The sequence below is a fragment of the Streptomyces sp. NBC_00539 genome (assembly GCF_036346105.1).
GTDB lineage: Bacteria > Actinomycetota > Actinomycetes > Streptomycetales > Streptomycetaceae > Streptomyces.
Genome location: NZ_CP107811.1, coordinates 6,479,803 through 6,499,931 on the forward strand (window position 1 = coordinate 6,479,803; position 20,129 = coordinate 6,499,931).

General features: G+C 71.9%; 18 protein-coding genes. 5 read left to right on the top strand and 13 right to left on the bottom strand.

Annotation, left to right across the window (positions count from 1 at the left end):
• Positions 1-4: 4 nt before the first annotated feature.
• Positions 5-2,194 (bottom strand): catalase/peroxidase HPI, encoded by a 2,190-nt coding sequence (katG, locus tag OG861_RS29315; protein ID WP_329192421.1) that lies wholly within the window; start codon positions 2,192-2,194, stop codon positions 5-7.
• A 379-nt stretch (positions 2,195-2,573) separates the two neighbouring features.
• On the opposite strand from katG, the gene OG861_RS29320 reads away from it, so the two are divergent.
• Together OG861_RS29320 and OG861_RS29325 are read left to right on the top strand one after the other, a co-directional pair.
• On the top strand, positions 2,574-2,981 hold the full coding sequence (locus OG861_RS29320) for a hypothetical protein (RefSeq protein WP_329192419.1): 408 nt from the start codon (positions 2,574-2,576) through the stop codon (positions 2,979-2,981).
• Between the two features lie 118 nt (positions 2,982-3,099).
• A complete protein-coding gene (locus OG861_RS29325; RefSeq protein ID WP_443056411.1) occupies positions 3,100-3,555 on the top strand; it encodes a DUF7144 family membrane protein in 456 nt (151 codons plus the stop codon).
• A 115-nt stretch (positions 3,556-3,670) separates the two neighbouring features.
• Here OG861_RS29325 and OG861_RS29330 read toward each other — a convergent pair whose 3' ends face one another.
• The 10 genes from OG861_RS29330 to OG861_RS29375 form a co-directional block, all read right to left on the bottom strand.
• Positions 3,671-5,014: a serine hydrolase domain-containing protein gene (locus OG861_RS29330; RefSeq protein ID WP_329192417.1), complete on the bottom strand. Its 1,344-nt coding sequence runs from the start codon at positions 5,012-5,014 to the stop codon at positions 3,671-3,673.
• Positions 5,015-5,175: 161 nt separating this feature from the next.
• Positions 5,176-6,174: a type I glyceraldehyde-3-phosphate dehydrogenase gene (gap, locus tag OG861_RS29335; RefSeq protein ID WP_329192416.1), complete on the bottom strand. Its 999-nt coding sequence runs from the start codon at positions 6,172-6,174 to the stop codon at positions 5,176-5,178.
• 189 nt (positions 6,175-6,363) lie between these two features.
• Positions 6,364-7,320 carry a GlxA family transcriptional regulator gene (locus OG861_RS29340; RefSeq protein WP_329192413.1) on the bottom strand — a complete coding sequence of 319 codons (957 nt, stop codon included), beginning with the start codon at positions 7,318-7,320 and terminating at the stop codon, positions 6,364-6,366.
• Between the two features lie 183 nt (positions 7,321-7,503).
• Positions 7,504-7,923 (bottom strand): subtilase-type protease inhibitor, encoded by a 420-nt coding sequence (locus OG861_RS29345; RefSeq protein WP_329192411.1) that lies wholly within the window; start codon positions 7,921-7,923, stop codon positions 7,504-7,506.
• 363 nt (positions 7,924-8,286) lie between these two features.
• Positions 8,287-8,565 carry a hypothetical protein gene (locus OG861_RS29350; protein ID WP_329192409.1) on the bottom strand — a complete coding sequence of 93 codons (279 nt, stop codon included), beginning with the start codon at positions 8,563-8,565 and terminating at the stop codon, positions 8,287-8,289.
• Positions 8,562-11,273, bottom strand: a complete 2,712-nt coding sequence (locus OG861_RS29355; protein WP_443056409.1) for a glycoside hydrolase family 2 protein — start codon at positions 11,271-11,273, stop codon at positions 8,562-8,564. The genes OG861_RS29350 and OG861_RS29355 overlap by 4 nt, the downstream gene beginning before the upstream one ends.
• Before the next feature lie 112 nt (positions 11,274-11,385).
• Positions 11,386-11,805 carry a TOBE domain-containing protein gene (locus tag OG861_RS29360; RefSeq protein ID WP_329192407.1) on the bottom strand — a complete coding sequence of 140 codons (420 nt, stop codon included), beginning with the start codon at positions 11,803-11,805 and terminating at the stop codon, positions 11,386-11,388.
• Between the two features lie 98 nt (positions 11,806-11,903).
• On the bottom strand, positions 11,904-12,893 hold the full coding sequence (locus OG861_RS29365; RefSeq protein WP_329192405.1) for a magnesium and cobalt transport protein CorA: 990 nt from the start codon (positions 12,891-12,893) through the stop codon (positions 11,904-11,906).
• A gap of 143 nt (positions 12,894-13,036) precedes the next feature.
• On the bottom strand, positions 13,037-13,720 hold the full coding sequence (locus OG861_RS29370; protein WP_329192403.1) for a maleylpyruvate isomerase N-terminal domain-containing protein: 684 nt from the start codon (positions 13,718-13,720) through the stop codon (positions 13,037-13,039).
• Positions 13,721-13,829: 109 nt separating this feature from the next.
• Positions 13,830-14,564: a helix-turn-helix domain-containing protein gene (locus OG861_RS29375; protein WP_329192401.1), complete on the bottom strand. Its 735-nt coding sequence runs from the start codon at positions 14,562-14,564 to the stop codon at positions 13,830-13,832.
• A gap of 221 nt (positions 14,565-14,785) precedes the next feature.
• On the opposite strand from OG861_RS29375, the gene OG861_RS29380 reads away from it, so the two are divergent.
• The 3 genes from OG861_RS29380 to OG861_RS29390 are packed head-to-tail and all read left to right on the top strand — an operon-like array spanning position 14,786 to position 17,249.
• On the top strand, positions 14,786-15,448 hold the full coding sequence (locus OG861_RS29380; RefSeq protein ID WP_329192399.1) for a DUF4097 family beta strand repeat-containing protein: 663 nt from the start codon (positions 14,786-14,788) through the stop codon (positions 15,446-15,448).
• Positions 15,449-15,489: 41 nt separating this feature from the next.
• On the top strand, positions 15,490-16,464 hold the full coding sequence (locus OG861_RS29385; RefSeq protein ID WP_329192397.1) for an ATP-binding cassette domain-containing protein: 975 nt from the start codon (positions 15,490-15,492) through the stop codon (positions 16,462-16,464).
• Entirely contained in the window at positions 16,461-17,249 is a 789-nt protein-coding gene (locus tag OG861_RS29390) for an ABC transporter permease (RefSeq protein WP_329192395.1), read from the top strand. Before OG861_RS29385 ends, OG861_RS29390 begins: the two co-directional genes overlap by 4 nt.
• A gap of 122 nt (positions 17,250-17,371) precedes the next feature.
• On the opposite strand, the gene OG861_RS29395 is transcribed toward OG861_RS29390, so the two are convergent.
• Positions 17,372-19,585 (bottom strand): SpoIIE family protein phosphatase, encoded by a 2,214-nt coding sequence (locus tag OG861_RS29395; RefSeq protein ID WP_329192393.1) that lies wholly within the window; start codon positions 19,583-19,585, stop codon positions 17,372-17,374.
• Positions 19,582-19,992, bottom strand: a complete 411-nt coding sequence (locus tag OG861_RS29400) for an STAS domain-containing protein (RefSeq protein WP_329192391.1) — start codon at positions 19,990-19,992, stop codon at positions 19,582-19,584. Before OG861_RS29400 ends, OG861_RS29395 begins: the two co-directional genes overlap by 4 nt.
• Positions 19,993-20,129 lie beyond the last annotated feature (137 nt).

A 20,129-nucleotide genomic window follows, 5' to 3' on the forward strand; every position in this document is an offset into this window, starting at 1 on the left:
GGGCTCAGGCGAGGTCGAACCGGTCCAGGTTCATCACCTTGTCCCACGCGGCGACGAAGTCACGTACGAACTTCTCTCCCCCGTCCTGGGACGCGTAGACCTCCGAGGCGGCCCGGAGCTGGGAGTGTGCACCGAAGACGAGGTCGACGGCGGTGGCGGTCCACGTCGTCTTGCCCGTGGCGGCGTCCCGGCCTTCGAAGACGTTCTCCGTCGACGTCGACGCCTTCCACTCCGTCCCCATGTCGAGCAGGTTGACGAAGAAGTCGTTGGTCAGCTTCCCCGGCCGGTGGGTGAGGACCCCGTGCTGGGACTGCCCGAAGTTGGTGTCCAGGACCCGCATGCCGCCGATCAGGACGGTCATCTCGGGAGCGGTCAGGGTCAGCAGGTTGGCTCGGTCCAGCATGAGCGTCTCCGGCGACAGCTTCTCCCCCTCCCGCAGGTAGTTGCGGAACGCGTCCGCCTTCGGTTCGAGCACGGCGAACGACTCCACGTCCGTCTGCTCCTGCGAGGCGTCCGTGCGCCCCGGTGCGAACGGCACCGTGACCTCGTACCCGGCGTCCTTCGCGGCTCGTTCGACGGCGGCGCAGCCGCCCAGGACGATCAGGTCGGCGAGCGAGACCTTCTTCCCGCCGGCCTGTGCCCCGTTGAACTCCTGCCGGACCTGCTCGAGGGTTTCCAACACCTCGGCCACCTCGGGCGAGTCGTTGACCTCCCACTGCCTCTGCGGCGCGAGCCGGATCCGTGCCCCGTTGGCCCCGCCGCGCTTGTCGGTGCCGCGGAAGCTCGACGCCGACGCCCAGGCGGTGGTGACCAGCTGGGGGACGGACAGACCCGAGGCGAGGATCCTGCCCTTGAGGGCGGTGACGTCCTCGTCCGAGACCAGCTCGTGGTCGACCGGGGGGACCGGGTCCTGCCACAGCTGCGGCTCGGGGATCCACGGGCCGAGGTAGCGCGAGAGGGGGCCCATGTCGCGGTGCAGCAGCTTGTACCAGGCCTTGGCGAACGCATCCGCGAGCTGGTCCGGGTTCTCGTGGAAGCGCTTGGCGATCGGCCCGTAGACCGGATCCACCTTCAGCGCGAGGTCCGTCGTCAGCATCATGGGGGCGTGCCTCTTCGACGGGTCGTGGGCATCGGGCACCGTGCCCTGCGCCGACGGGTCCTTGGGAGTCCACTGCTTGGCGCCGGCCGGGCTCGTCGTGAGCTCCCAGTCGTACGCGAAGAGGTTGTCCAGATACCCGTTGTCCCACTTGGTGGGCGTGGCGGTCCAGGCACCCTCCAGCCCGCTCGTGAGCGCGTCGGCGCCCTTGCCGCTGCCGTAGGTGTTCTTCCAGCCCAGGCCCTGCTGCTCGATGGGGCAGCCTTCGGGCTCGGGACCGATGTACTCGGCGCCGACCGCACCGTGGCACTTGCCGAAGGTGTGGCCGCCGATGATGAGGGCGGCCGTCTCCTCGTCGTTCATCGCCATGCGCCCGAACGTCTCGCGGATGTCCCTGGCGGCGGCCATCGGGTCGGGGTTGCCGTTGGGCCCCTCGGGATTGACGTAGATCAACCCCATCTGCACGGCACCGAAGGGACCGGTGAGTTCCCTGTCGCCGCTGTAGCGCTCGTCCCCGAGCCAGGTGTCCTCCGGCCCCCAGAAGATCTCCTCGGGCTCCCAGACGTCCTCGCGCCCGAAGCCGAACCCGAACGTCTTGAACCCCATCGATTCCATTGCGCAGTTGCCGGCGAAGACCAGGAGGTCGGCCCACGAGATCTTCCGGCCGTACTTCTGCTTGACGGGCCAGAGCAGACGACGGGCCTTGTCGAGGCTCGCGTTGTCCGGCCAGCTGTTGAGGGGGGCGAAGCGCTGGGCCCCGGCGCCGCCACCGCCCCGCCCGTCGGCGATGCGGTACGTGCCCGCGGAGTGCCAGCTCATCCGGATGAAGAGCGGTCCGTAGTGGCCGTAGTCGGCGGGCCACCAGTCCTGCGACGTCGTCATCACCTCGAAGACGTCCTGCTTGAGCGCGTCGAGGTCGAGCGTCGCGAACTCCGCCGCGTAGTCGAAGTCCGCGCCCAGCGGATTGGACAGGGGCGAGTGCTGGTGGAGCACTTGAAGGTCCAGCTGATTCGGCCACCAGTCCCGGTTCGACCTGGGTCGAGTCGGCGTGGGGGTCGGGGAGGGGATTACCGGGTTCTCGCTTTCGCTGCCGGACACGTCCGTCCTTCTTCCTGTCTCGGAGTTTCCTGGTGCTGGCTGCTTGCCTGTGACGTCGGGTGCCCGTCGGTTGCCGAGCAATGCGACCCGGGCGCCATGGAGCCCCGCCAGCTGGAAACGCCTCACCAGACCCGCGCCAGTCGACGCGGGGGCTAGACCGGCCGGCGAGAGACCCATCCTCACGCACCGCCGCGGCCCGCCACCTGCTCGACACGGCCGCGCACCGGCTGTTCCTCAGCCGGCCCGGCCGTGGACGGCCGGCGGGGGATCGGCCGGGCGGGCGGACCTACGGCGTGGACGCGCGCCCGGCCGGGGCCGCGTCGAGGACAGTGGCAGGGGGCCGGCCCCGGCCCTTGACCCGGAAGTATCGGAGGAGCCGGTGACGGCCGAGAGCATGACCGGCGCGGAGCTCGCGGAGAGCCTGCTCCAGGACACGGACGACGAGGGCATCCGGGCCGCGACCCGTCTGCTGGGCGCCCACGACAACGGCTTCTGGCTGCGGCGCCTCATGGAGGACCGGACGCTCGAAACGGCCGCCGACAGGCCCCTGGTCAAGCGGTCCGGGGGACACCGGTCGGTCGACTGGGACGCGCTCGGCCGCCTCATGCTCACGCTGGGGTGGTCCCGCCGGGCCTCCAGGAGCGAAGTCGCGGTGCTGGAGGTCGCGGCCTCCCTGGTCGGGGGGTGCGCCGTACAGCTCCGGCAGGTCATCGAAGCGCTCGACGGGGCGGAGTTCCGGCTCGTCCTGCGGGCGATGGAGGAGGCGGCCTCCGGCAGCGCCCCCTGACCGGGGGCCGCCAGGACCGTCACCCGAATGGACGCGCTCCGGTGCCCTCGCCCCGACTGCGGCCGGATGCTGATCCCGGCGCCACGTTCCGGCGCACCGCCCGATGAAGGAGTCTGTCGTGGCACAGCCTTCGACCCCCCAATCCTCCGCACGCGCCCCTCGCGGCGGTGATCCCTACAGCGGCCGCAGCGCCTGGGCAGCGGGCGGCACCTTGTTCGCAGGGGTCCTCCTGCTCGTGGACGGCGTCCTCGGCATCATCAAGGGCATCACCGGCCTCGCGAAGGACGACGTCTACGCCCACCTGGGCAACTACGTCTTCAAGTTCAACCTGACCACCTGGGGCTGGATCCACCTGATCCTGGGCATCATCCTCGTCGTCGTCGGCGCCGGGCTCCTCAAGAGGGTGCTCTGGGCGCGGGTCGCGGGTGTGGTGCTGGCCGGGTGCGGCATCATCCTCGACTTCATGTGGATGCCCTACACACCGGTCTGGGCGATCATCTCGATCCTGATCGGCGTGTTCGTCATCTGGGCCCTGTGCAACACCCCCGACGGCGACCGCACCTCGGCCGTCTGACCCCGGACGTCAACCGCGTCAGGGACCGCCCGGTGTACGGCCGGGCGGTCCCCGACGCGGCTCGCCCGTGTCCCCGGCTCGCCCGTACCCCCGGCGCTGCCGGACCGACGGGGCTCTAGTCGGTGTGGGTGTCGGTGACGGTGGGGTAGGAGAGGCCGCTGTAGACCTGGTTGAGGACGGTCGGCAGCAGGGCGTTGGCCGTGGCCCTCCCGTCGAGCGACACGGTCAGGTTCGTCCAGATGACGAGGGTGACGTCGTTGTCCGGGTCATGGCCGATGAACGAGTTGAATCCGGGGAGTTCACCCCCGTGGTAGTACATCGACGCGTGCGGGGTGAACCGCTGGTGGGCGATGCCGTACCCGTATTCCGGGCCTTCGGGGGAGGCCGGGTCCTCGGCCCGCGGACTGTGCAGCCACTGCTGCTGGGAGGCGTGGTCCAAGACCTTGCCCGTCACGAGGGCCTTGATCCAGGTGGCCATGTCGTCCGCGGTGGAGATGGCGCCCCCGGCGGCGGTGGCGTAGGAGACGTTCTGATGGGTGTAGTCCACCGGCCGCAGCTTCCCCGAGCGGGCCGCGGCCCGGACGTCGGCGGGATAGGGCTTGTCGACCATCGCGTAGGCCGATCCGCCGTACATGTAACCGTGCGCGTAGGGGTCGGGGAGGGAGAGGTCGTGGATGCCGGGCAGGGAGGTTCCGGCCAGGCCGAGCGGGGTGAACAGCCGGTCGCGGAACTGCCGGTCCAGCGGACGGGCCCCGGCCTTCTCGGCGACGAGGCCCAGCAGCACGTAGTTGGTGTTGCTGTACTCGTAGGACGTGCCGGGTGCGAAGTTCGGCGGGTGCCTGAAAGCGATGTCGAGCATCTCCCGCGGCGTCCGCGCCTTGCCCGGCGCCGCGTCCAGGGATGCGGAGAACTCGGGCGCGCTGGTGTAGTTGTACAGGCCGCTGCGCATGGCGAGCAGTTCGGCGATGGTGATGCGGGCGCCGCCGGGCACTGCGGGGACGTAGTCGGACACCGGGTCGGTGAGCCGTAGCCTGCCGTCCCGGGCCAGCAGCATGACCAGCGCGGAAGTCATGGTCTTGGTGTTCGAGGCGATCCTGAAGTGATCGGCAGTGGAGGGCGGTCGGGACGTGCCCGACTCGGCCGTGCCGACGACCGTACGGAAGGTCCCCTGCGGCGTCCGGAGCAGGACCACCGCGCCGGGCAGCATGAGCTTCTCCGCCGCCTTCTCGACCGCCGAGCGCAGCGCGGCCGGATCGATCGGCTTCAACGCCGACGGGGCGGCTGACGGGGAAGGGGACGGCACCGGGGTGCTCGCCGCCGCGACGGGTGCGGCCGCTGCGGCGGGGGCCGCCAGGGGCGGGCCACAGACCACGATCAGCAGGGCGGCGCCCGCAGCCGCCACCGGGGCGCGGCGGCCGGAGCGGCGCGGGGTCCTGTCGTCCGTGCGGAGGGTCCTCATGCCGGCACCAGCCCTCGGGCTCGGCGGTCGAGTACCGCGACGGGAGCGACACGAGCACAGGACGCGGCACGACCGATGAGATCAGGTCATGACAAACCACCGCAATCCTATCGTGGCGCCCTCGTCACGGCCCGCGGGCGGCGTACGCAGCCGCGTACGGTTCAGCCGGCGGCGAGGAGCGTGAGCGTGTCGATCACACGGTTGGAGAAGCCCCACTCGTTGTCGTACCAGGCGACCACCTTGACGTGGCGGCCGTCGACGCGCGTGAGCTCCGAGTCGAAGATCGACGAGGCGGGGTTGCCCGTGATGTCGGACGACACGAGCGGGTCGTCCGAGTACTCCAGTACGCCGGCCAGCGGTCCCTGCGCCGCGGCGCAGTACGCCGCCAGCACCTCGTCGCGCGTCACGTCGCGGGCCACGGTCGTGTTGAGTTCGACGATCGAACCCACCGGGACCGGCACGCGGATCGAGTCGCCCGACAGCTTGCCGTCCAGGTTGGGCAGCACGAGGCCGATCGCCTTGGCCGCGCCCGTCGTGGTCGGCACGATGTTGACGGCCGCGGCGCGGGCGCGGCGGGCGTCACGGTGCGGACCGTCCTGGAGGTTCTGCTCCTGGGTGTAGGCGTGCACCGTCGTCATGAAGCCGTGCTCGATGCCGGCGAGCTCGTCCAGCACCGCGGCCAGCGGCGCGAGGGCGTTCGTCGTGCACGAGGCGTTCGAGACGATCGTGTGCACGGCCGGGTCGTACGCGTCGTTGTTGACCCCGTACGCGAGCGTGACGTCGGCGCCGTCCGACGGCGCGCTGACCAGGACCTTGCTCGCCCCCGCCTTGAGGTGGCCGCGGGCGGCCTCCGCAGAGGTGAAACGGCCGGTCGCCTCGAGCACGATGTCGACACCCAGCTCGGCCCACGGAAGCTGCTCCGGTTCCCGCTCCGCGAGCACCGTGATGCGGCGGCCGTCCACGACGAGGACGTTCCCGTCGACGGTCACCGGGCGGCCGAGCCGGCCGGAGGTGGTGTCGTAGGCGAGCAGCCGCGCGAGGGTCGCGGGCTCCGTGAGGTCGTTGACGGCGACGACGTCGAGGTCGCTGTCGCGTTCGAGCAGTGCGCGCAGCACGTTGCGTCCGATGCGACCGAAACCGTTGATGGCGATACGAGTCATGAGCGGTGTCCCCTTCTCTGTTCGCCCCCAGGTTCGCCTCCGCCACCCGCCCGGGACAGCGGCGGGATTGCCATGGTTCAAAAGGATCGCGCCAAAAGGATCTCGCCCACCGGACCTCCCGCCGGCGGGACGCCGTCGCAGCTCCCGCCACGAGGATGCCGCCGGGGAGGGCCTCTCCGCGTCGGCCCGCTACCCGCCCCGGGTGAAGGTGCGCCGGTACTCGCTCGGGGTGGTGCCCAGGATCCGCTGGAAGTGCAACCGCAGGTTCGCCCCGGTCCCCAGCCCCACATCGGCGGCGATCTGCTCCACGCTGCGCTGCGAACGTTCGAGCAGCTCGCGCGCCACGTCGATCCGGGCCCGCATCACCCACTGCATCGGCGTGTACCCCGTGTCCTGGGTGAAACGCCGCGAGAACGTCCGGGGTGAAACCGCCGCGTGCCCGGCGAGCGCCTCCAGGGTCAGGGGCTCCCCGAGCCGGTGCAGCGCCCACTCCCGCGTCGCCGCGAACCGCTCGCCGAGCGGCTCGGGCACGCTGCGCGGCACGTACTGCGCCTGGCCGCCACTGCGGTACGGGGCCGCGACCAGGCGCCGTGCCGCGTGGTTGGAGGCGGCCACACCGAGGTCACGGCGCAGGATGTGCAGGCACAGGTCGATGCCCGAGGCGGCGCCGGCCGAGGTCAGCACGCTGCCCTCGTCGACGAACAGCACGTTCTCGTCGAGCCGGACGAGCGGATGCCTGGCCACGAGCGCCCGCGCGTAGTGCCAGTGGGTCGTGGCGCGCTTGCCGTCGAGCAGGCCGGTGGCGGCGAGCGCGAACGCGCCCGTCGAGATGGCGGCGAGCCGCGCACCCCGGTCGTGGGCGGCGATCAGCGCGTCGATCACCGCCCGCGGTGGGTCGTCGCGGTCCGGGAACCGGTAGCCGGGGACGAAGACGATGTCGGCCCACGCGAGGGCGTCGAGCCCGTGCGAGACGGCGTACGACAGGCCGTCCCCGCCGGTCACGAGGCCGGGTGCCGCGCCGCACACCCGCACCTCGTACGGCATGCTCGCCCGCGTCGTGAACACCTGCGCGGGAATGCCGACGTCGAGCGGTTTCGCCCCGTCCAGTACGAGGACGGCGACGCGGCGGAGGCGGGAGGCTGACACATGCAGAGGGTACGCGCAGCCTCAGCGGGGCGGACCGCCGACGGCTGCGGTCCGGGAGGCCGTCGCCGGCACCACGTGCTGGCTGCGCTCCACGTCGTTCACCCCTTCGGGATGCGGACAGAGCCGGTCCGAAGGATCGGACCGGCACAGACCGGGCGGGGTGGACGGCTGGACCCGGTGCCGTCAGAAGGCGAAGGCGGCGTTCCCGTTGAAGGTCGCCGACATCGCGCACGCGTTGGGGAAGGTGTGCTTCCAGGAGAGGCGGCTGCCCTGCCAGACACCGTCGGCGGTGACGGTGACCGGGTCGTAGTGCATCGGGCAGACGCGGTGCGGGTCCGGGGCGGTCAGCAGCGTGTCGAGGCTGCCGGCGGTGGCGGCGAGCGCGGTACAGGCGGCCTTGGGGTCCGGGTGCGTGCCCTGGGCGGTCGGAGCGCAGCTGAGCGTGGCGGCCCGTACGACGGTGACCCCGTTCTCGCCCTGGCCGACGGTGAGGACCACTGCGGAGGGGGCGTACAGGCTGGCGGGCTTGGCCTCCGCGATGCCGGTGGCGCCGGCCAGGGTGAGCAGGGCGGCAGCGGAGACGGCAGCGATGCGGTGACGCACGACGTGACTCTCTTTCAATTCGAAGGTCGAAAGCAGCAGTTGGCTGCGTTCTGTTGACTGGACGCTGCCGAGTCTGTCGGGTGTGAAGGATGAGTGCACATCGATGACCGATTTACAGACATCCCGTTCGATAATCGGCGACCGAACGGTCGTTCAGGCAGCTCAGGCGTGGGACGTGCCCTGGGTGATCACCCTCGAACGGAGGGTGACACGCGCTCCTGTGTCCCGTATGCGGCCCGTTGACCTGCTGTCGGCCGTGCGCGGTTCACCGAACGTCCACCCAGGCTGACCGGATAGTGACGGTGTCGCCGGCCTTCTCCCCTCGGCCGGGCGGCCGGGCGGCCGCGCGGCGGCCCCGACGGGTCAGCGTCCGAGGGTGTTCATCAGGACGATCGCCAAGAGGTCGGAGAGGATGACGGCAACGGCGCAGATGATCACGGCCCAGGCCCTCTGCGACTGGTCCAGGTTCATGCGTCGCCTCCCGGCCGCGGGGCGCTGCCCGGGCCACCCGGGCACGGCGCACCCGCTCTCCGCCATGATGACCCGGTTCGACGCACCGCACACCTCGTCCGGGAGGCCCCGGCCCTCGGGGGCTGCGGCCGGCGCGGCCCGGCCGATGGCCACCGCCCACGGCAGACTCATCGGGACACGAACGCCGGCGTGTTCCACCCCGAGATCCGTAGCCGTGGCGCCGCCCCCCGCAGATCGGCCGTGCGGTAGGTCGCCGTCAGGGTCACCGACTCACCGGGCCAGAGGCTGACCTGGTTGTCGCTCCACCGGACCGGCAGCACCGGCTCGCCCCGCACCCCCACCAGATGGACGTCCGTCAGCAGTGCCGGCGTGCGGCCGTGGCCCGCGTGGCGCAGGGTCACCCTCGTCGTGGAGGTGCCCGCGGCGTCCCGCGTCGTCCTGGCGGACGCGGTCACCGCCACCCGCTCCATCGAGTCCAGGCCGCGCAGGTCGGCGTAGGAGGTCGTGGGCGTGTGCCACCAGTCGGTGTTCGCGTAGTCGAGCACGTCCTCCCGCGTGGAGAGCCAGTACACGTTCCGGCTCACCTCCCGCCCCGCGCCGTCCGTCAGCAGCAACCGGGCCAGGTACGCCGTGGACAAGCCCGGCACGCGCCGGGGAACCGTCAGCGCGGTGGCGCTCGCGCCGCCGCCGGCGACGCGCAGGCCGGTCACCGTCCGGTCGTACCGCCGCACCCCGTCGGTGGAGAAGAGCGTCACGCGCGCCGTCAGGCCGGACGCCGCGGACGTCCGGTTGTTGACGACCGACACCGAACGGTCGTCGTACCCGTACTGGACGTGCAGCGGCTCGTTCGCCTTCTTCACGCCGAAATAGGCGCCGCCCTGGTCGAGGTAGCGGTCCACCAGCTGCCACTGCAGCGAGGTCCAGCCGCTGTTGAACATCCAGTACACGACCCCCGTCGACGGCGCGGAGGCGTCCCCGGCGTTGCGGGCGTAGGCCTCGAACTGGGCGCGGACGTTCTCGTACTGGGCGAGCTGCGCCTTGCGCACGTAGTCCTCCAGGCCCCTCGGGGCGCCGTAACGGGCCGACAGGGCGGCGTCGTACAGCTTGAGGGTCGAGAAGACCGCCGAGGGGGAGCGGTGGTACTGCGCGGCGGACGGGTCCCTCCACAGCGTCTCCAGCTCGGCCGGGGACATCGTGCGGCGCAGCGTGTCGAGGGTGGGGACGTCGGGGCCGGCGCTGGTCTCGGAGTTGAAACCGGTCGCGCCGCCCGCCCGCTTCCCGTACCAGTAGGCGGGCGGCACCCAGTCGTACGGGCCGGTCATCCGCATCCCCGAACGCCCGGTGAGCGGCGCGGAGGCGTCGGAGGCCGCGGGCACCACCGGGGCCGTCCAGTCGGCGGCGCGCAGCGCCTCGACGTAGCCCCGTTCGATCTCCGCGTTCGGTGCGACGTCACTGCCGATCAGGAAGGAGATCACGCTCGGGTGTCGGCGGAGCCGGGCCGCTTCCGCGGCCATGGAGGCCCGGGCGACGAGGTGGTCGGCCGCGTCCCACCTCTTCCCGCTCCCCCCGCGGTTGACCTCGCCCTCCCACTTGTCGCAGCACTCCCAGCCGGGCAGCGTCAGGATCCCGTACCGGTCGGCGAGGTCGAAGAACTCGTCGGGCTCGAGGTGCCCTTCCAGGCGCAGGGTGTTCAGGCCCAGGTCGAGGGCGTACCGCAGCCGGTCCTCCACCACGGCGCGGTCCCAGCGCAGGAACGCGTCGGGAGACCAGCCGGCGCCCTTGATCAGCAGCGGGCGCCCGTTGACCACGTACTGGCGGGCGCCGTCGGCGTTGAGGGGCGCCCGCACGTCTCGGACGCCGAAGGAGGTACGGGCGGCGTCGGAGGGCTCGCCGTTGACGGTCGCGGTCAGGTGGAGCCCGTACAGGGGCTGGCGGCCCATCGCGGCCGGCCACCACACGCGGGGGGAGCGCAACCGGAGCGCGGGGTGGTCGGCGGGGGAGAAGACGACGGACTTCGTCTCGTGCGGGGCGAGGGTCACGCGCCGGCTGACGGCGGCCGGACCGGCCGTACCGGACACCGTGGCGGTGACGGTACGGGCCGAGTCGTTGCGCACCCGGGCCTTGACGGTCAGTTCGGCAGAGGACAGCGAAGGCAGCGCCAGGGCGGTCACCACGTGCGCGTCGCGCAGCGCGACGGGCCCCGTACGGCGCACGGTGACGTCACGGACGATGCCCATGTTGTGGTCGGGCGGCGGCTGGATCCAGTCGAGCCAGCCCATCGTGAGGTGTTCGCGCGGGTCGTTGGGCCGGATCCGGAAGGCGACGGTATTGGTGCCCGCCCGGACCAGGCCCGTGATGTCGAGCTCGTGCCGGGTGTAGGCGCCGGCGACGGTCCGCGCGGTGGCGACCGGGCGACCGTTGACGAACACGTCGGCGGCGGAGATCACCCCGCTGAAGTCGAGGTGGGTACGGGCCGTGGTGTCGGCGAGGGTGAAATCGGACCGGAACCACCAGGGCACCGCGAAGTCCGCGGCCGGGATCTGCCTCTGCCGGGTGGAGTAGAAGGGGTCGGGGTACGCGCCCGCGGCGAGGAGGGCCGCGAGGACGGTGGAACGGGGGCCTGCCGGAAACCACCCGGCCGCCGGATAACCGGGGCGGGACACCGCTCCCGCCGGGTCCCTGACCTTCGCCGTCGACTGGACCGCGTACCCGGCCAGTGCCGTCGCACTGCCCGGGTCCGCGGCGACGGCGGTCACCCGGGAACCCGGCCCCGGCCCCGCCCGCGGCACGGGGGCCGCCCCGGATGCCCCGGCGGCGAGCACCAGCGCGAGAACCGGCTCGGCGAGGGCGAGGGCGAGGGCAAGACGGCGAACGGACACGGCACCTCCCGCATGCGGTATATCCGTCTTCGCCCACCGCGCCCCGGCGCCACGCCAGCGGGCCACCCGCGGTGACGCTCAGGGTCGCGGGGTGGTCCAGGTCAGCCGGACGTCAGCGGTCGCGTTTGTCCCGCAGCGGTACGTCGATGTGGACGTCAGTGGACTTCACCCGGGCCGTGACGGTGACCCCGACCGCGATGCCGAGCTCCTCGACCGACTCCCGGGTCAGCACGGAGACGACGCGGTGCGGCCCGGCCTGGATCTCGACCTGGGCCGCCACGTCGCCGAGCAGTACGGCGGTGACGATCCCGGTGAAGCAGTTCCGTGCGGAGGTGGCGGCGGCGCCGGTCGGGAGGGGGCGCAGCCCGGCGGCGCGTTCCTTGGCGAGCACGGCGAGGACCGCGCCGTCGACGGACCGGGACCCGTCCGCGGCGCGGCGGGAGAGCAGCCGGCCCGATTCGGCCCAGCGACGGACTGTCTCGGGGCTCACGCCCAGCAGACCGGCGGCCTGCCCGATGGAGTACGACGGCACGCCCGCAGCCTAGCCGGTGCGGTACCGCGCCCCCTCCGTCGCGCCGAGGGCTCCGTCGGGCGGGGTGGCCCGTGTCACGCGTGGGCCGCGGGCGCCGCCTAGAGCCAGCCGTTGCGGCGGAAGGCCCGGTAGAGGAGCCCGGAGGCCAGCGCCATGAGCCCGAGGGCGAGCGGATAGCCGTAGCTCCAGCCGAGCTCGGGCATGTGCTGGAAGTTCATCCCGTAGACGCCCGCGACCATGGTGGGGATCGCGAAGATCGCCGCCCAGGCCGAGATGCGGCGCATGTCGTCGTTCTGCCAGGTACCCACCCGCGCCTGTTGTGCGTCCAGGACCGAGTTCAGCAGCTCGTCCAGGGACCGGACCTCGGTGTCGGCGCGGCTCAGGTGGTCCGCGACATCGCGGAAGTACGGCAGCACTTTCGGGGGATGGCCCTGCCCGTCCGGTCCCGGGCCGGTCAGGAGCCCGTGCAGCACGGGGACGAGGGGCTGTACCGCGTCACGGAACTCCCGCACCTCCCGCTTCAGCGAGTAGATCGCCTCGGTGTGGTCGACGCGGGAGGTGGAGAAGACGCAGTCCTCCAGCTCGGTGAGTGCCGCCCGCACCTTGTCCGCGCTGTCGCTGTAGGCGTCCACGGCCACGTCGAGCACGGCGTGCAGGACGGACAGCGGGCCGAAACGCAGCATGCCGGGGTCCGCTTCGAGCCGGCGGGCGGCCTCGGCGGCCGGGTCGACCGGACCGTGGCGCACGGTGAGCACGTACCGGGGGCCGACGAAGACCATCAGCTGCCCCGTCTCCACCGCCCTGTCCGCGTCGACGTACCAGAGCGTCTTGAGGGCGACGGCCAGCACGTCGCCGAAACGTTCGCGCTTCGGGCGCTGCCGTTCCTGTACCGCGTCCTCCACGGCGAGGGGGTGCAGACCCAGCTCCCCGGCCAGCTGGACCAGTTCCGCCTCGGCCGGGTCGACCAGGCGCACCCAGCCGAACTCGCCCTCACCCAGCCCGCGCAGCCGCTTCAGCACCAGCTGGCAGGCCTCGTCCTCCAGGCCGCACTCCACGCTCTCCGACCGGCCGGACCGTTCCTCGTACATCACGCATTCCATCCCACGCACATGCTTCGAGGCGCGGATTTCATGCGCCGGGACCGGCTGCAGACGCCGGGCCTGGCTGTACGCGCCGGGCCTGGCCATACGCGCCGGGGCCGGTCAGGGTCGCGGCCGGCCGGTCGGTGGCGCTATGCGAACAGCGGGAAACGGTCGGCGTCCGCGCCCAGACGGGCCCTGTCGGCATCGGACAGCGGCGCGCGTCCCGTCGCCGCGCGCGCGTACTGCGCGTCGTCCCACGCCACCGGCACCGGCCGGCCGAGGAGCCCGTCAAGGGTGCGGCGCACTTCGCCGAGCCCTTCGGGCGAGGGCTCCGGCGCGCCGGCGAGGGACACGACGAGGTCGAGGTGGTGCAGTGTCGCCTCGACGGCCAGCGTGCGGATCAGATCGCCGGCGAGCAGTACGTGGCCCTGAGTGGCGACGGGCTGGTCCACCGCGGCGCCGGCCGCGGCGTGGACCATGGCGGCCGTGGTGTCCGAATACAGCTCGCACAGTTGGCCGACGCGCAGGAACATGCTGGCGACGACCCGGTTGAACCTCCGGCCGTTGGCCGCGCCCACGGGTTCCGGACGCCAGTCCTCCCAGTAGGTGACGGCGTCGCGGTCCGGCGGCCGCCGGACGGGCATGTGCAGCGCGACCAGGCCGCGTTGGGCGTCGCCCACGCAGTGGAAGACGAGGTCGCGGACCGACCAGCCGACACAGCCGGTCGGCAGCCACGAGCGCTCGTCCGTGATGGTTTTGACGACGGCGTCGAAAGCGTCGTAGGCCGCCCGCAACACCTCGGCCGGCGGCGGTACTTCCTTCTCGTACGGCATGCCCGCGAGGGTAGGACGGTTGCCCGTGCACGAACAACCCGGGGGCCGACCACGGCAATACGGTGGTCAACCACGGCAACCCGGTGGTCACGCACGAACACCCCGGTGGTCACGCACCGTCGGAGGTCGGTTCGGCCTTCGTGTGGAGCACGTCGCGGGCCTGCTCCGCCGCGCGCGCGAGGCTTTCGGCGACGAAGTCGAGGAAGCGGGCGACGTTCTCCAGGCGCACCGCGGCCGGGGTGCCGGGGCCGAGGATGCCGACGCCCTGCCGCGAGACCTCGACCTGCTGGGTGAGGGCGCGGACGCTGGCCTCCATCGAGTGGTACCAGAGGTTCTCGTCGATGACGTAGCGCTCCCGGCGGCGTTCGTCGCGTTCCCGGCGGACGAGGGCCTGGCCCTCCAGGAAGGCGATGGACTTGGAGATGGACGCCGGGCTGACCTGGAGGCGCTGGACGAGTTCGGCGGCGGTCATGCTGCCGGAGTCGGTGGTGAGGAGACAGACCATCACCCGCGCCATCATCCTGTTGGACAGGCCCGATTGCATCATGACGGTGGTGAACTGCTCTTCGTACTCGGCCAGGGCCTCGGGGTCGCGCCCGTGCGGCAGTGCGGCCTGCTCGGCTCCCCGGGGCGGGGCGGTCTTTCGCCGGTGGGCGCGGCGCTCGGTGGCGCGGTGGGCCAGGTCGGGGCGGTAGGCGGTGGGGCCGCCGTTGCGCATCACCTCGCGCGTGACCGTCGAGGTCGGACGGTCGAGACGTCTGGCGATCTCGGCGTAGGCGAGGCCGTCGGCCAGCCCCAGGCCGATCTGCTGGCGTTCCTGCTGGGTGAGCCTGCCTCCCGGCATCGGGTTCTCCTTCGTTCGCTCTGGCGTCGCCACCATAGCGTTCATCTTCAATCATTGCAACGATGCGCCCTGTGGTGTTGCATTTACCTCGAGATCTGTTGCAACGAAATCCCTGAATCTACCTGCGGGAACAGCGATTTGGCGCAACGAAGACGTTGAAGCTTTCTTGAATGCAACGTAGCTTTTCGTCCATCGGAAACGACGAGCCGCAGGAGAGAACAATGCAGAAGTACGACACCCCCGCCGCCATCACCGCACTCCTCGACATCCCCGCCGGGCGGGTCCAGATCATCGCCGCCGACCGCGCCGACACCGCTGTGGACGTCCGGCCCCGGAACGCCTCGAAGAGCCGCGACGTGAAGGCGGCGCAGGAGACCACGGTCGAGTACGCCGACGGGGTCCTGCGGGTGGAGGTCCCGGTGAAGAACCAGTACTTCGGCCCCTCCGGAGCCATCGAGGTGACCGTCCAGCTGCCCACCGGTTCCCGGGTCGAGGCGAAGGCGGCCAGCACCGAGTTCCGGGCCGTCGGCCGCCTCGGTGACGTCACCTTCGACGGCGCGTACCACCAGATCAAGATCGATGAGGCCGCGAGCCTGCGCCTCACCGCGACCGACGGCGACGTCGAGGTCGGCCGCCTGGGCGGACCCGCGGAGATCAGCACCGCGAGGGGTGACATCCGGATCGCCGAGGCCGTACGCGGCAAGGTCGTGCTGAGCACCCAGCAGGGCGACATCACGGTCACCGCCGCCGACGGCGTCCCGGCCTCCCTGGACGCCGGCACCTCCTACGGACGCATCAGCAACCACCTCAAGAACGACGGCGCCGCCCAGCTCGAGATCCGGGCGACCACCTCCCAGGGCGACATCACCGCCCGCAGCCTCTGACCCGCAGCCTCCGTACGCAGCTTCCAGAAGGAGCACTCCCCATGACCAGCTTGGCCATCGCGGCGAACGGGCTGCGCAAGTCCTACGGCGACAAGACCGTCCTGGACGGCATCGACCTGGCCGTCCCGGAAGGAACGGTCTTCTCCCTGCTCGGTCCGAACGGCGCCGGCAAGACCACCGCCGTCAAGATCCTCTCCACTCTCATCTCGGCCGGCCCCGCCTCCGGCGAGATCCGCGTCGCAGGCCACGACCTCGCCACCGACCCGCAGGCGATCCGCGCCGCGATCGGCGTCACCGGACAGTTCTCCGCCGTCGACGGCCTGATCACCGGCGAGGAGAACATGCTGCTCATGGCCGACCTCCACCACCTCTCCAAGCCCGAGGGACGACGCGTCGCCGCCGAACTCCTGGAGCGCTTCGACCTCACCGAGGCCGCGAAGAAGCCGGCCTCCACCTACTCCGGCGGCATGAAGCGCCGTCTCGACATCGCCATGACCCTGGTCGGCGACCCGCGGATCATCTTCCTCGACGAGCCCACCACCGGCCTCGACCCCCGCAGCCGCCACAACATGTGGCAGATCATCCGCGAGCTCGTCACCACCGGCGTCACCGTCTTCCTCACCACCCAGTACCTGGAGGAAGCCGACCAGCTCGCCGACCGCATCGCCGTGCTCAACGACGGGAAGATCGCTGCCGAAGGAACCGCCGAGCAGCTCAAGCGCCTGATCCCCGGAGGCCATGTCCGGCTCCGCTTCTCCGACCCGTCCGCGTACCGCAGCGCCGCCTCCGCCCTGCGCGAGGCCTCCCGGGACGACGAAGCCCTCGCCCTGCAGATCCCGAGCGACGGCAGCCAGCGCGAACTGCGCTCCATCCTCGACTGGCTGGACTCCGCCGGCATCGAAGCCGACGAACTGACCGTGCACACCCCCGACCTCGACGACGTCTTCTTCGCCCTGACCGGCTCCACCGTGCCCGTGCCCGCCCAGAACGACCAGTCCAAGGAGAACGTCCGATGAGCTCCCTCTCCCTCGCCGCGCGCGATTCGGCCACGATGCTGCGCCGCAACCTCCTGCACGCGCGCCGCTACCCCTCCCTCACCCTGAACCTGCTGCTCACGCCGGTCATGCTGCTGCTGCTCTTCGTCTACATCTTCGGCGACACGATGAGCGCGGGCATGGGGGGCGGCGCCGACCGCTCCGCCTACATCGCCTACGTCGTCCCGGGCATCTTGCTGATGACCATCGGCAGCACCGTCATCGGCGCCGCGGTCTCCGTCGCCACCGACATGTCGGAGGGCATCATCGCCCGCTTCCGCACCATGGCGATCCACCGCGGCTCCGTACTGATCGGGCACGTCGTCGGCAGCGTCCTGCAGTCGATCGCCAGCGTCGTCCTCGTCGGCGCCGTCGCCGTGGCCATCGGCTTCCGGTCCACGGACGCGACCGCCCTGGAGTGGCTGGCAGCGATCGGGCTGCTCGCACTCTTCGCCCTGGCCCTCACCTGGATCGCGGTCGGGATGGGCATGGCCAGCCCGAACGCCGAGGCCGCCAGCAACAGCGCGATGCCGCTGATCCTGCTGCCGCTCATCTCCAGCGCGTTCACCCCGATCGACGCGATGCCGGGCTGGTTCCAGCCGATCGCCCAGTACCAGCCCTTCACTCCCGCCATCGAAACCCTGCGCGGCCTGCTGCTCGGCACCGAGATCGGCTACAACGGCTGGCTCGCGGTCGCCTGGTCCATCGGCCTGGCAGCGCTCGGCTACCGCTGGTCGACCTCGAAGTTCAACGACGATCCGAAGTAACCGCCGTGACAGAGGGGTCACCTCCCCGACCGTTCCGCCCGAGGGCGGCGTACCCGACACCACGTCGGTACGCCGCCCCGTCGGCATGGGGGGCCACCCGTCGACCCGGGACGGCAGCCGGGTCAGGTGGCGGTCAGGACGAGGACGGCCTGGTCGTCGTCGATGCCGTGGCCGCCTGTGAAGGCCTGCACGGCCCGGGTGAGGGCGTCGATGACGCCGTGCGCGCCGGGGCGGTGCAACGCGCCGGTCAGGGCGGCCGCGAGGCGTTGTTCGCCGAACTGCTCGCCGGAGCCGTCGCGGGCTTCGGTGATGCCGTCCGTGTAGAGGAGCAGGCTCTCCCGCGGGCGCAGCCGCAGGCGGTGGACGGTCACAGCCGGGTCCGCCGTGATCCCGAGGAGCGCGCCGGGCGCGTCCACGGTGTGCGCGGTGCCGTCGGCGGCGAGGACGAGGGGCAGGGTGTGGCCGGCGCGCACCAGGCCGACGTCCAGTCCGCCCGGGGTGGGGGTGAGCTGCCCGTAGACGAGGGTGACGAAGCCGGTGCCATGGCTGTCGGGCCGGTTCAGCAGGGCCCGGTTGACGGCTTCGACGACGGCGTCCGGGCCGGGCAGGAGGGGGGCCACGGCGCGGGCGGTGTGGCGCACCAGAGCGGTGGTCGTGGCGGCGATGGCGCCGCGTCCGCAGACGTCGCCGAGCATGAAGGCCCAGCGGCCGTCGTCGAGGGGGAAGACGTCGTAGAAGTCGCCGCCGACGTCCAGGCCTTCGCCGGCGGGGTGGTAGGAGGTGGCGACGTCCGCGCCGGGCACGTCGGGGAGTTCGGGCAGGAGCAGTCCGGCTTGCAGGTCGCGGGCGAGGGTGACGCGGTGGGTGTACTGGCGGGCGTTGCGGGCGGCCAGCGCGGCGCGGCGGGCGAGTTCCTCGGCCAGGGCGACGGTGTGGCCGTCGAAGGGGTGGTCGGCAGTGGAGAGCAGGGTCAACGTGCCGAACGCGGTGCCCCGGTCCATGAGGGGGATGCACATGTAGCCGGTGACGCCCAGGTCCTGCCAGGGGCCGGACCCGGTGGGCGTGCGGCGCGCCACCTCCCTCATACCCGAGGCCAGGACGCGGGCGACGGTGTGGTCGGCGGCGTCCGACACGGGCACGTGCGAGGCCAGCAGGTCCCGCTGACCCGGTGTGGGCGCGGCGGTGGCGATACGGCGCACCCTTCCGCCCTCGACGACATCGACCGCGCACAGGGGCGCCAGCTGCGGGGTGCAGAACGCGGCCAGGCGCTGGAGGGTCTGGGCGGCGTCCAGGTCGCTGGTCAGGGCGGTACTGGCCTTGAGGAGGAAGGCGAGGTCGGCGCGGGCCGCCTTCTCCCGGGCCTCGGCGGCCTGCCGCGCCTGTTCGGCCTGCTGGCGTTCGACGGCCAGGGCCACGGTGTCGGCGAAGACCCGGGCCAGCGCGAGGTCTGCCTCCTGCGGCGCACGCGGAGTGCGGTGGTACATGGCGAAGGTGCCCAGCAGCGAGCCGTCGCGGGCGAGTATCGGCGTGGACCAGCAGGCGGCGAGCCCCGCCTTCTCGGCCAGGTCGCGGAAGTCGTCCCAGAACACGTCCGTGGAGATGTCGGTGACGATCACAGGCCGGCGGCGGTGCGCGGCCGTGCCGCACGAGCCGACACCTTCCCCGGTGGCGATGCCGTCGATGGCCTCGTTGTAGAAGTCGGGCAGGCTGGGCGCCGCCCCGTGCCGCAGGTGCTTGCCGTCGGCGTCGGCCAGCAGGACGGAGACCAGCACTTCCTCGGGCGACAGGTCCTCGATGGCGCGGGCCATGCCCTCAAGGACGTCGGGCAGGGGCGCCTGGCGGGCGATCTGCTCCAACAGGGCGCGGTGCTCGGCCGCCAGCCGCTGGGCGTGCTTGACCTGGGTGGTCTCCACCCCGATGATCCGTACGCCCATGGTGTTGCCACCGGCGTCCAGACGGGGCTCGTAGGTGAAGTCGAAGAACGCCTCCCGCGCGCCCGCACCCTCACCCAGCACCACCCGGGAATCCCGGCCGGTGTAGGCCTTGCCGGTGCGGTACACCTGGTCCAGGAGGGCGAGGAAGCCCTGGTCGACGAGTTCGGGCAGCAACTGGCCGAGGGGCACGCCGGTGCGGGTGCGCCGACCGCCGCCGATCGCGGTGAAGAACGCCGCGTTCGCCGCCTCCAGCATGTGCGCCGGCCCGGCGAGGGAGGCGAACACGGCCGTCGACTGCCCGAACAGGGCCCGCAGGTCATCCTCCGCCCTGCCCCCGCCGTTCGCCCCGACCCCTGACGTCCCGGCGGACCGCACCGCTTTCTCCCCCGGTACGCGCGTCATGTGCCCTGCCCCTCACTCGCCCGTACCGGACCGTCAGCACCCGCAGCGACGACGTCACGCCCGCCCGTGCCCGCGACCAAGGCCTCGCACACGTCCGCGTGGACGGAGAAGACCTGGTCCAGTCCCGTCAGCGAGAGGAGGCGGGCCACCGAATCCGGCACACTCGCCAACCGCAGCACCCGGCCCTGTGCGGCCAGCTGCTGGAAGAACCGCACCAGGGCGCCGACGCCGGACGAATCGCAGAACTGCAGGTCGGAGCAGTCCGCCACGACGGGCCCCGCCCCCTTTCCCCTGCCCAGCTCCGTCTCGCCGGCCTCGTGCAGCTGCACCACGCTTTCGAAGTCGAGCTCCCCGCGCAGCGCGAACACCACGCCCCGCGCGTCCTGCCTGACGACCACCGAGAACACCCTCAGCTTCCTCCGTATGAAACGCGCTCCGCCAAACCCCCTCATGGTAATGACCGGCCCCCACCGGCCGGGCGCACAGGGGCGCCGGGCAGGAAGGGGGCGTGACGTCTCCACGCCGTGCGGGAGTCGTGAACCCG